The organism is Nonomuraea sp. NPDC049309 (assembly GCF_043196965.1).
Lineage (GTDB): Bacteria > Actinomycetota > Actinomycetes > Streptosporangiales > Streptosporangiaceae > Nonomuraea > Nonomuraea fastidiosa.
In genome coordinates this window covers 3,086,749-3,098,648 of record NZ_JBICSH010000001.1, presented here as the reverse complement: position 1 = coordinate 3,098,648, position 11,900 = coordinate 3,086,749, and the positions used below count along the sequence as shown (strand labels likewise).

Genomic DNA, 11,900 nt, shown 5'->3' with positions numbered 1-11,900 from the left:
CACCCGGTTACATTCCGAACCCGGAAGTTAAGCTTCCCAGCGCCGATGGTACTGCACTCGGGAGGGTGTGGGAGAGTAGGTCACCGCCGGACAATTTTTGAGAGAGGGGTTCTGGCACCTGTTGTGGGTGTCAGGGCCCCTCTTTTTTGTGTGTTCGGGGGGTGTGTGGGGGTGGGTTGGTTGTTTTCGGTGGGTGCTGGGTTGTTTGTTTTCGGGTTGTTGGTTCTTGGTTGTCTGATTGGTGTTGCCCGGCCTCCCTGAGCGCGCTAAATGCCCCCGAACCGCCCCGACCACAACCACAGCCGAGGAAATCCAGCCCGCACAAACAGAAAACCCCACCTGCCAAACAAAAACCCCACCCACGCAGAACCCGAACCCACCCGCACCCAAACAAACCGAGCACCCTTGAGCGAGACAAGCTTTGTGTGGTGTCGGCGCTGTGCAGGGGTCTTTCATTGTTGGGTCCGTGGCGCGTGGTCGTGGCCGGGGTTGTTGCTGGTGCTGCGCTGGTTCTCCGTGCCCTAGGTGCTTGTGCCGGTGGGCGGGGCGGGTGCTACCGGAACCGGAGGGCTAGTGCCGCTCGGTTTGCCGGGGCTGCCTTCGTCGTCTAGCGCGCCCTGAGTTGTGCAGGCCGGGGTGCGGTGGGTCGACGTGCCGGCGGTCGGGGGTTGGGGGGTGAAGCCGGGGGCTTTTCGGGCATGGTGGACTTCCGGTGGCGGGGGGAACGCGGCCCGGTCACTCTGGGTATGTGACTCCTTCTCGCCCTTCGGACCGGGTATCTGCGCTGGTAAGACGGCGGCGACGGCGGATGCGCGTGCTCGCGTGGACGGTCGCGCCGGTCGCGTTCACGCTCGTGGTGGCGGGGGTTGCGGACATCGTCGCCGAGATGTTGGGGGAGCCCGGCAACCTGCTGGGGGTGCTGGACGAGATGGACAGTCTCGTGAGCATCGCCGTTGGGGGCGTGGGGTTGATGGTGGTGACGGTGATGGTCGTGCGGGCATCGAAAGGGGTGCGGGGCACGGCGCTCGAAGACGGGATGGAACGTTCCATATCCGTCGGAGGGGACAATTCCGGCGTGGCGCTGACGGGCGACGGGGCGACCGCCGTGAACGTCGGGCGGGTGGACGTCGCGGGCGACGTACGGGTGGAGCCCCGGCCGCAGGTGCCGACGCGGCCGGTGCAGCTCGCGCCCCGGACACCCCTGCTGCTGGGCAGGGAGGAGGTGGTGGCCGAGGTCGGGCGGCGGTTGCGGCGCGGACCGAGGCGCCCGTGCGTGGTGGTGATCTACGGGCTGGGCGGCGTCGGCAAGACGAGCGTGGCGGTCGAGTACGCCCACCGCCACCAGAACGACTACCGGCTCGTCTGGCAGTTGCCGGCCACGGACGCGGCGGTGCTGTCGGCGGCCTTCGCCCGGCTGGCGGCGCTGCTCGGGGTGCGGGAGACGGAGGACCCGGCCGACCCGGTGGACCAGGTGCACGCGGCGCTGGCGGCGAGCGCCGCACCCTGGCTGCTGATCTTCGACAACGCGCCCGACGCCGACACGGTGGGGCGCTTTCTGCCACCGGCGGGACCCGGGCATGTGCTGGTCACCAGCAGGTCGGGGAGCTGGCCGCCGGAGCAGGCCATGGAGCTGCCGGTGCTGGACCCTGAGCCGGCGGTGGACCTCGTGCTGGCGAGGTCGGGGCAGGAGGACGCGGTGAGCGCCGCGGCGGTGGCGGCGGAGCTGGGCGCGCTGCCGCTGGCGCTGGAGCAGGCGGCGGCGTTCATGGCGGAGACGGGGCTGCGCCCGGCCGAGTACCTGGAGCTGCTGCACGACCAGCGGGCCGAGCTGCTGGGCCAGGGACAGCCGTGGGGGTATCGGGAGCGGATCACGACGACGTGGCAGCTGTCGTTCGACAACCTGGCGCGGACCAGCCCGCAGGCGATCGCGCTGCTGCGGGTGCTGTCGTGCTGCTCGCACGAACCGATCCCGTACCAGCTGCTGCTGTCGCCGCTGGACGGGTGGGCGCCGCGCGAGCTGCTCGTGGCCGATCTGCGGCGGCAGCGTGCGTACGGACGGCTGCCGGGCAGGCGGCTGCGGCGGGTACGCGACCTGCGGCCCTGGCTGAGCGCGGTGATGGCGTTGCAGGAGCTGCCGAGCGACCCGCTGGCCGTGAACGCGGCCGTGAGCGCCTTGCGCGGGCACAGCCTGATCAGCCACCCGGCGGACGGCATGGCGTCGGTGCACCGGCTGGTTCAGGCCGTCACGCTCGACCGGTTGCCGCCGCAGGAGCAGCAGCGATGGCGGGACGTGGCCGCCGTACTCCTCGAGTCGGTGCTGCCCGCCGACCCCGCCGACCCCGCCGGCTGGCCACGGTACGCCGAGCTGCTGCCGCACATCCTGGCCGTGCTCACGCCGATGTCGGCGGGGATCGACAAGACGGCCCGGTACCTGGGGGCGAGCGGCGACTACCGGACGGCGCAGGCGCTGTACGAGGAGATCTGCGACGCGCTCGCCGGGCGGCTGGGGCCTGAGCATCCGTCCACGCTGACCGCCCGCCACGAGCTGGCCCGCTGGACCGGGGAGCAGGGTGATGCGATGGCGGCCAGGGCCATGTACGGAAAGTTGCTGCCGGTTCGGGAGCGGGTGTCGGGTGCGGAGCATCCTGACACGTTGGCGGTGCGGCATGAGCTGGCGCGGTGGACGGGCGAGGCGGGCGACGTGGTGGCGGCCAGGGATATGTACGCCCGACTCGTGCCCATCCGGGAGCGGGTGCAGGGTCCGGAACATCCCGGCACGCTCGCCGCGCGGGCGAACCTGGCGTTGTGGACGGGCGAGGCGGGTGACCCGGCGGCGGCACGTGACTGGTACGCGGCGTTGCTGCCGGTTCGGGAGCGCGTGTCGGGTGCGGAGCATCCTGACACGTTGGCGGTGCGGCACGAGCTGGCGCGGTGGACGGGCGAGGCGGGGGACGCGGCGGCGGCCAGGGACATGTACGCGGCGCTGCTGCCGGTCAGGGAGCGCGTGCTCGGCCCCGACCATCCGGTGACGCGGGCGACGAGGGAGCAGCTCGCGTACTGGACCGGACGGGCTTAGCGTCCACCCGCCCCGGCGCCCGCGCTCTTTGACCTCGGCTTCGTGCTCGTACCGCCACGAGGGCTGATCGCAGGACGCGCGAAGGGACCCGCACGCAGTGGTGCGGGTCCCTTTCAACAGCCCAGCGTCAGAGACACCCCGGCGTCAGAGCACGCCGCCGGCAACCGGTGCCGGCGGGCCCCGCCAGAGCACGCCCCCGCCGGCGCACAACCCCGCCAGAGTGCGGTGCCGCGCCGGAGCGCAGCGGGCCGCGGCAGTGCGGCGGGTCTCAAGAGTGCGGCGGTGCCACAGGGCCCGGCGGGTCCTCGGCATGCGGCGGTGCCATAAGGCCCGGCGGGTCCTCGGCATGCGGCGGTGCCATAAGGCCCGGCGGGTCTCCAGAGTGCGGCGGTGTTCTCAGGACCCGGCGGGTCTCCAGAGCACGGCGTGCTTCAAGGGGACGCGGTGTCCTCGCGGAAACAGCGGCCCTTGAAGGGCGGCTCCTGGAAGGACGGGGTCAGGGCGTCACCTGGGGAGGACCAGGAGGGCGTCGCCGACCGGGCGTTCACGGCCGTCCGAGGGACGGTTGACCACCTTCGAGCCGACCACCATGGCCGTCGAGCCGCCGCCGTCCAGGTTGATCGCCTGGGTGGCGCCGAGCCAGCGCATGAACTGGGCGGCCTCGTGGAAGTTCGCGCCGACGGTCTCGCCGGGCCGGCGGCCGTCGATGGTGGCGAGGATGAGGCTGCCGTTGCGGGTCGTGCCGAGGAGGGTGCGCGGGTGGCGGCGCAGGATCATGTTGACCGAGTCGTGGCCGTCGCGCTTGGCGGTGATCTTCACTTTGCCGTTGCGGACCAGGCCGACGCCGCCGGCGATGACGTGCAGGTCGGGGGTGAGCGTGAGCGGCCGCCTGGTACGCAGGTCCACGACCACCGTGGAGATCTTGACGGTCCAGTTCTCCCAGGCGTGCTCGTTGATCCAGTCGGCGGCCAGGCCGTTGGCGTGCAGCACGCGCGTCCCGGCGGCGACGGCGGCGCCGGAGGCGCGCAGGCGGATGACCTTGCCGTTCGCGTCGAGGACGGCGTCGGTGCCGCCTGCGGGGGTCTTGGCGCCCCACTCCTCGGTGTAGAGGATCAGCTCGTCGGTGTCGGCGGCCCGGTTGACGCCGTTGACCTTCACCTTGGAGCCGTCCTGGGAGATGGCGGTGACGTCGGTCCGCAGCTCGGTGATCTTCGCGGTACGGCCCTTGAGCACGACCGCCGAGCGGCCGGGAACGGCCTCGCTCAGCAGCTTGCCGCCGACGACGGACGCGCCGACCGGCTCGCCGCGCAGCGCCTTGGCGGTGTGGATGTTGAAGAAACCGCCGTTGATGCCGACGAGGGCCTTGCTCGCCTTGACCATGGACGAGACGGTCTCGCGCTTGGCGACGCTCTTGCCGAGCGAGGCGGCGTACGAGCCGCGGAACACCCGGGAGTCGACCATGACGACCTTGGCGCTCCACGGGCCGGTGGTCTGCAGCCCGTCGTCGCCGAGGTAGTCGACCTTGACTTTGAGCCCGGCCTCCTTCAGCTTCTTGGCGGCCTTCTCGGCCTTCTTCTTGTCCTTCAGCGGCCACATGCCGACGCGGACCATGTAGACGGTCTGCGCGGGCGCGTCGGCGACGCTCGGCCTGACGACCTTCTGCACGCTGGGCGTCTCACCGGCGGCCTCGACCTCGGCGGCCACGGCCTCGGCCGTGTGCTGCATGCCGTAGTCGCGTCCGCTGGGCATCAGGACGGTCACCGTGTATCCGTCGGTGGCCTTGCCCGCCTGGACGTCGTACAGATCGATGCCCTTGGCCACGGCGGTCATCGTCTTGGTCGGCACGGGCCGCGCGCCCAGCGGGAACTTCGACGACGGGAACCGTACCGTGCGCTGTTCCGCGTTGGCGGGCAGCGCCGTGAGGGTGATCGCGACGACTAAAGCGAGGCCGCCGGCGATGGTGCGTCGAGACATGAACCCTCCAGAGGGCGGTACAAGGGACCGCACCATACTGGCGAGATCAAACCCCGCAAGGCGGGCGAACACGCCAATTGGCTGAAGAAAATTACGAGATCCACACCGACCTCCGATATCCTGCGTACATGACTTGTTTCCGCATGTGGTGGCGGCCGAGAGACGGCCGCTGATTCGCCATGCGGGGGCCGTCCCAGAGACGGCCCGTCACCACGCAGGTCCTCTCCGGGACGGCATCGAGACCCAGGAGAGAGATCATGAACGACGTCGTTCTGACCGGTGACCGCCCCACGGGGCCGCTCCACCTCGGCCACTACTTCGGCTCCCTGGCCAACCGGGTCGAGCTGCAGGGCCGATATCCCATGTACGTGCTGGTCGCCGACTACCAGGTGATCACCGACCGCGACACGCCCGGCGAGATCCGGCGCAACACCACGGAGCTGGTGCTCGACTACCTCGCGGTGGGCATCGACCCCGCGCGGGCGGTGATCTTCCAGCACAGCGCGATCCCCGAGCTGAACCAGCTCATGCTGCCCTTTCTGAGCCTGGTCTCGGTGGCGGAGCTGCAGCGCAACCCCACGGTGAAGGACGAGATCGCGCACAGCTCGCAGCGCGCGGTGAGCGGGCTGATGTTCACCTATCCGGTGCACCAGGCGGCCGACATCCTGTTCTGCAAGGGCACGCTGGTGCCGGTGGGCAAGGACCAGCTGCCGCATGTGGAGGTGACGCGGCTGGTGGCGCGGCGCTTCAACGAGCGCTACGGCCCGGTGTTCCCGCTGCCGCAGGCCCTGATGGGCGAGCAGCCGCTGCTCAAGGGGCTCGACGGCGGCAAGATGAGCAAGAGCAGGGGCAACGCGATCGCCCTGTCGGCCACCGAGGACGAGACGGCCGCGCTCATCCGCAAGGCACGTACGGACTCCGACCGGCACATCACCTTCGACGAGGAGCGCCGTCCCGAGGTGGCCAACCTGCTCACGCTGGCCGGGCTGTGCCTGGGCCGCCCGCCGCGCGAGCTGGCCGAGGAGATCGGCGATCGCGGTGCGGCCGAGCTCAAGCGGATCACCACGGAGGCGGTCAACGAGTTCCTGCGGCCCATCAGGAAGCGCCGGGCCGAGCTGAACGAGAGCGACGCGCGGCGGATCCTGGCCGAGGGCAACGAGCGGGCGCGTGAGCGCGCGGTGCGCACGCTGGAGGAGGTGCGCCAGGCCATGGGCTTCTGAAGGCATCGCACGGATCGACGGCCGAAGGCCGGCACCGGCCCGCCGCCGCCGGCGGGCCGTCCGGCACGAGCGGGCCGCCCGCCGAGCACGTCAGCGGGACTCTCGGCGGAAGGACTCCAGGGCGAGCAGCGCCACGTGCAGGGACAGGCAGGACTCGACGTCGTCGAGGTCGGTGCCGAGGATGCGTTCCAGGCGGCGCAGCCGGTCGTAGAAGGCGGGCCTGGACAGGTGGGCCTTCTGGGCGGCGACCGCCTTGTTGCGCCCGCAGTCGAGGTAGATGCGCAGGATGCGGGTCAGGTCGCCGCCGCGCTGCGCATCGTGGGCGAGCAGCGGGCCCAGCTCGCGCTCGGCGAACGTCTGCAGCCGCGCGTCGTCGCGCAGCAGGTGGAGCAGGCCGCGCAGGCGCAGGTCGGGCAGGCGGTAGTAGGGGCGCCCGTCGGGCTGGCGGACAGCGACCTCGGCGACCTGCTCGGCTTCGAGGAAGCTGCGGCGTACGTCCTTGATGGACTCGACGACGGAGCCGGCCGCCAGCACGAACGCGGCGCCCGGCCACAGCCCGCGCAGCCGCTCGGCAAGCGCGGCCAGCGCCGGCTCGGCCTGGGTGCGCGGCGGGAGGGGCAGCAGCACGCCGACGCGGTCCTGGTCGAGCGCGCCCACCAGGGCGGGCAGGCGGGCGTCGCGGCAGGCGGCGGCGGTGCATTCGGCCAGCTCGCCGAGCCGGGCCTGGCCGTCGAGCGCCTGGTCGATGTGCTCGGTGGGCCGGATGACCACGCTGATCAGCCGCCGCCCGGTGAGCGGCACGCCGACCGCGCGGGCGCGGGCGGCGGCCTCGTCGGGGTCGGCGTAGGCGTGGGTGAGGATGCCGGTGATGATCGTGCCGTGCGCCTGGCGTTCGAGCGACTCCTGGTGGCGCTCCAGCAGGCGGCCGAGTGCGAGGGTGGTGGCGGCGCGCTCGGCGAGCACCATGTCGCGCGGCGAGGGTTTGCTGTCGCAGAGCAGGATGAGCCGCCCCCAGTCCTGCCCGCGCGCGCCGACGGTGGTGACCAGCCAGCCGGAGGCCGGATCGTACGCGGTGCGCTCGGCCGGCGCGACCGCCCGCGACCTGGTCTCCCATCCGGCCAGCAGCTCGCCGGCGTCGCGGCCCGCGGCCTCGCAGGCGAGCACCTGGTGGGCGAGGTTCTCCAGCAGCACGGGACGGCCGGACAGCCGGGCCACCTGCGCCAGCACTTCGGCGGGTGAGGCGCCTTCGACCGACAGCTCGGTGAAGACCTCGTGCAGCTGCTCGGAGGCGCGCAGTTCCTCGAGCTGGATGTCGATGATCCGCGAGTGCACCGATTCGGTGATCTGGACGAACGGCGTTTCCCTGGTGAGCACGATGACCGGCAGCCCGTGCTCCTCCGCCGCCTTGATCACCGCGCGCGGCAGCTCGCGGACGAACCTGCGGCCCAGCTCCACGACCAGCCCCGAGGCCCCGACAGAGGAAAGCTCGCCGATGTAGTCGGCGAGCTTCTCCGGGTCGTCGGGCAGGGCGACGCCCGTGGTGAGCACGAGCTCGCCGCCGCGCAGGAGATGAGCGATGTCGGCGATCTCTCCGACGTGCACCCACCGCACCTTGGTGTCGAGCCGGTCGGCGCCCGCGACCACGCGCGGGTTGCCCCGGCGCACGGTCTCCAGGGCCAGCACGTCGGCGATAGTGGGGAGCACGGGGCAGAGCCTAGCCGATCATCTTGTAAGAACGCCCACGGGGCAGATGACACTTTGTCGGCCATGTCATGGGTTGAGGTCTTCTTCGCGATATTCCCGGCGGGGCTCGCGCACGCGCAGCTCAACGCGGCGGATCTTGCCCGAGATGGTCTTCGGCAGGTCGTCGAACTCCAGCCGCCGCACCCGCTTGTACGGCGCCAGCTCCCTGCGCGAGTGCTCGAAGATCGACCTGGCGGTCTCCTCGGAGGGCTCGAAGCCGGGGGCCAGCAGGATGAACGCCTTCGGCACCGCCAGGCGTACCGGGTCGGGTGCGGGCACCACGGCGGCCTCGGCCACGGCGGGGTGCTCAAGCAGCACGCTCTCCAGCTCGAAGGGCGAGATGCGGTAGTCGGACGCCTTGAAGACGTCGTCGGTCCTGCCCACGTACGTGATGTAGCCGTCCTCGTCGCGGGTGGCGACGTCGCCGGTGTGGTAGTAGCCGCCGCGCATCGCCTCACCCGATCCACCGACATATCCGGACATGAGGCCGAGGGGGCGGCGATCGTCCAGCGGCAGGCAGATCTCCCCGTCGTCGCCCGGCTCGCCGGTGACCGGATCGAGCAGCACGACCTCGTATCCGGGCAGCGGCCGCCCCATGGAGCCCGGCTTGACCGGCTCGTCCGGCGCGTTGCCGATCTGCGCGGTGGTCTCCGTCTGGCCGTAGCCGTCCCTGATCGTGATGCCCCACGCCTTGGCGACCTGGTCGATGATCTCGGGGTTGAGCGGCTCGCCCGCGGCCACGGCCGTGCGCAGCGGCAGCTTCCAGGCGGCGAGGTCCTCCTGGATGAGCATCCGCCACACCGTCGGCGGCGCGCAGAACGTGGTCACCCGCTCGTCGCGCAGCACCTCCAGCAGTGCGGGGGCGGAGAAGCGGCGGTAGTCGTGGATGAGCACGGTCGCGCCCGCGTTCCAGGGGGCGAAGACGTTGCTCCAGGCGTGCTTGGCCCAGCCCGGCGAGGAGACGTTGAGGTGCACGTCGCCCGGCTTGACGCCGATCCAGTACATCGTGGACAGGTGACCGGCGGGGTAGGAGGCGTGGGTGTGCTCGACCAGCTTCGGCTGTGAGGTGGTGCCGGAGGTGAAGTAGAGCAGCAGCGTGTCGTCTGCCCTGGTGGGCGCGTCGGGGGTGAAGCGCGTGCTCGCCTCGTACGCCTCGTGGTAGGGCAGCCAGCCGAACGCGTCGCCCACAGCGATCTTCGTGTACTCGCCGGCCTCGAACTTGCCCGCGTCGGCGGCGTTCGCGATGACGTGAGACACCCCGCCGCGCCTGATGCGCTCGGCGACGTCCTTCGCGGTCAGCAGCGTGGTGGCCGGGATGATGACCGCGCCCAGCTTCATCGCGGCGAGCAGTGCCTCCCACAGCTCGGCCTGGTTGCCGAGCATGAGCAGGATCCGGTCGCCCCTGCGCACGCCCTGCTCGTGCAGCCAGTTGGCGACCTGGTTGGAGCGGGCCGACAGCTCGGCGAAGGTGTAGGTGGCGCTGCTCTCGCCGACGATCTTGAGAGCGATGGTCTCGGGGGTCTCGGCGGCCAGCACCCCGTCGAACCAGTCGAGCGCCCAGTTGAACTCGGCCGGCCTCGGCCAGCGGAAGTCGCGCCTGGCGGTCTCGGGGTCGGCGGCGAGAAGGAAGTCGCGGGCGGCACGGAAATCGCTCATGCCCGGATACTGCTACGAGGCACGCCGCCGCTCAAGACCGTCGAGCAACGACACCAGTCCGAAGTCGAACGACATCCGGCGCACGGTGCCGGGATCGCCGTCGGCGAGCGTGTCGACGCTCTCCAGCATCTCGGGGTGCGCCGAGGCGGCCATGCGCACGGCGTCGCGCATCTGCTCGATGTCCTCCTCGCCCATGCTGCTCAGCCAGGCGATCTCGGGGATCGTCATGCCGAACACGTACGCCGTGAGCGTGTTGCCGCAGAAGTCGACGTCCAGGCCCCGGAAGCCGGCGGCTTTGAAGATGCGGCGGATGCGGTCGCCGACCCGCATCGAGTTGGGGCCGAGCGCGGGCAGGCGGCCGATCAGGTCGGCCGACCACGGGTGGCGCAGGATCGTCTCGCGCATGCCGTAGGCCAGCGCGGAGACCGCGTCACGCCAGCCCACCTCGTCGGGGTCGGGCACGACGACCTCGCCCCACACCTGGTCGTAGGCGAGTTCGAGCAGCTCGTCCTTGTTGGCGACGTACCAGTAGAGGCTGGTGGCGCCGGCGCCGAGCCGGGCGCCGAGCTTGCGCATGCTGAGGCCCTGCAGGCCCTCCTCGTCGAGCAGCTTGACGGCGGCGGCGACGATCTCCTCCCTGGTGCGGCCCGGAGCCGCTGCGCTCTTGCGGGGCTCGCGGAGCCAGACGGAGGAGAACGGCTTGCTGCTCATGCCCCAAGGATAAATCCACTCGCACACTGTGCGAGAGCTGTCGTACAGTGTGCGAGTGAACTCGAACGCTGTACGAGACCCGCGCCGGTGGTGGATTCTCGGCGCGCTCTGCCTGGCACTGCTCGTCCTGGTCATCGACAACACCGTCCTCAACCTGGCCATCCCGTCCCTGAACCAGGAGATGGGCGCGACGCCGTCGGACATCCAATGGATCATCGACGCGTACGTGCTGGCCTTCGCCGGCCTGCTGCTCACCGCCGGCAGCCTGTCCGACAAGTACGGCCGCCGCCGCATGCTGATCATCGGCCTGGTGTTCTTCGGCGGCGCGTCCCTGCTCGCCGTGATCGTCACCGAGCCCTGGCAGCTCATCGCCGCCCGCTTCCTCATGGGCGTCGGCGGCTCGCTCGTCATGCCGTCGACGCTGTCGATCCTGATGACGGTCTTCGACGAGACGGAGCGGCGCAAGGCGATGGCGGCCTGGAGCGCCGTGGCCCTGGTCGGCATGGTGTCGGGGCCGACTCTCGGCGGCCTGCTGCTGGAGAACTACTGGTGGGGCTCGATCTTCCTGCTGAACGTGCCGGTGGCGGCGGTCGCCATCGTGGCCGCCGTCGTCCTGATGCCCGAGAGCCGCAGCCCCGCCCGCACGATCGACCCGGTCGGCGTGGTGCTGTCGATCGCCGGCCTGACCGCCGCCGTCTACGTGATCATCGAGCGGGAGTGGAACATCCCGGTCATCGCGGTCGCGGTGATCGCGCCGGCCGCGTTCGTCATCTGGGAGCGCAGGCGCGACGAGCCGATGCTGCCGCTGCACCTGCTCGCCAGCCGCAACTTCAGCGGCGCGTCGTTCTCGATCCTGCTCATGTCCTTCGGCGCCGGCGCCGTGATGCTCATGCTGACCCAGTACCTGCAGTTCGTGCTGGGCTACGGCGAGATGCAGGCCGGGTTCGCCATGCTGCCGTACGCGATCGCCGCCGCGATCTTCAACGGCGTGGGCGCCGGGCTCGGGCAGCGGATGAGCAACCGGGCGCTGGTCGGCCTCGGCCTGATGCTGATGGCCGCCGGCTTCGTGGTGATGGCGCTGACCACCGGCTACCCGCCGCTGCTGACCGGCCTGGTGATCATGGGCATCGGCGGCGGTCTGGCCGGGCCGTCGGCGTACTCCTCGCTCATGGGCGCCATTCCCGTCCAGCACGCCGGGGTCGGCTCCGCGCTCAACGACACCGTGCAGCAGGTCGGCATGGCGCTCAGCATCGCGGTCCTGGGCAGCGTGCTGGCCGGGCGCTACACCTCCGAGATGCCCGCCGGGCTGCCCGCGGTCGCCAGGGAGTCGATCGGCGGCGCGCACAGCGCCGGGTTCGCCGGCGTCGCCAACGAGGCGTTCACCTCCGCCATGCACCTCGGCTCGTGGGTGGGCGCCGCGTTCTGCGTGGCCGCCGCCGTGCTCGCGGTCAGCGTGCTGCGCCCGGCCCCGCAGGCGACCGCTCCCGCGCCCGCCTCGGAGAGCAGCGCGGTCTGACCCC

The 11,900-nt window shown here is 71.1% G+C and carries 7 protein-coding genes and 1 rRNA gene; 4 read left to right on the top strand and 4 right to left on the bottom strand.

Annotation, left to right across the window (positions count from 1 at the left end; all coding sequences use genetic code 11):
* Both rrf and ACGFIM_RS13640 read left to right on the top strand, forming a co-directional pair.
* Positions 1-92 (top strand): 5S ribosomal RNA (rrf, locus tag ACGFIM_RS13645); the annotation flags it as partial.
* Positions 93-808: 716 nt separating this feature from the next.
* Positions 809-3,076 carry a tetratricopeptide repeat protein gene (locus ACGFIM_RS13640; protein ID WP_393199547.1) on the top strand — a complete coding sequence of 756 codons (2,268 nt, stop codon included), beginning with the start codon at positions 809-811 and terminating at the stop codon, positions 3,074-3,076.
* Positions 3,077-3,580: 504 nt separating this feature from the next.
* On the opposite strand, the gene ACGFIM_RS13635 is transcribed toward ACGFIM_RS13640, so the two are convergent.
* A complete protein-coding gene (locus tag ACGFIM_RS13635; protein ID WP_393199544.1) occupies positions 3,581-5,050 on the bottom strand; it encodes a phosphodiester glycosidase family protein in 1,470 nt (489 codons plus the stop codon).
* A gap of 257 nt (positions 5,051-5,307) precedes the next feature.
* On the opposite strand from ACGFIM_RS13635, the gene trpS reads away from it, so the two are divergent.
* Entirely contained in the window at positions 5,308-6,270 is a 963-nt protein-coding gene (trpS, locus tag ACGFIM_RS13630) for a tryptophan--tRNA ligase (protein WP_393199541.1), read from the top strand.
* A gap of 90 nt (positions 6,271-6,360) precedes the next feature.
* Here the strand turns inward: trpS and ACGFIM_RS13625 are convergent, their stop codons facing one another.
* The 3 genes from ACGFIM_RS13625 to ACGFIM_RS13615 all read right to left on the bottom strand — a co-directional run bounded on the left by ACGFIM_RS13625 (position 6,361) and on the right by ACGFIM_RS13615 (position 10,380).
* Positions 6,361-7,974, bottom strand: coding sequence for a PucR family transcriptional regulator (locus tag ACGFIM_RS13625; RefSeq protein ID WP_393199539.1), 1,614 nt, complete (start codon positions 7,972-7,974; stop codon positions 6,361-6,363).
* A 66-nt stretch (positions 7,975-8,040) separates the two neighbouring features.
* Entirely contained in the window at positions 8,041-9,669 is a 1,629-nt protein-coding gene (locus tag ACGFIM_RS13620) for an AMP-binding protein (RefSeq protein ID WP_393199537.1), read from the bottom strand.
* 12 nt (positions 9,670-9,681) lie between these two features.
* A complete protein-coding gene (locus ACGFIM_RS13615) occupies positions 9,682-10,380 on the bottom strand; it encodes a TetR/AcrR family transcriptional regulator (RefSeq protein WP_393199534.1) in 699 nt (232 codons plus the stop codon).
* 55 nt (positions 10,381-10,435) lie between these two features.
* On the opposite strand from ACGFIM_RS13615, the gene ACGFIM_RS13610 reads away from it, so the two are divergent.
* The gene (locus ACGFIM_RS13610) at positions 10,436-11,896 is read left to right on the top strand and encodes an MFS transporter (RefSeq protein WP_393199532.1); all 1,461 of its coding nucleotides are present in this window, start codon (positions 10,436-10,438) and stop codon (positions 11,894-11,896) included.
* The last annotated feature ends 4 nt before the right edge of the window (positions 11,897-11,900 follow it).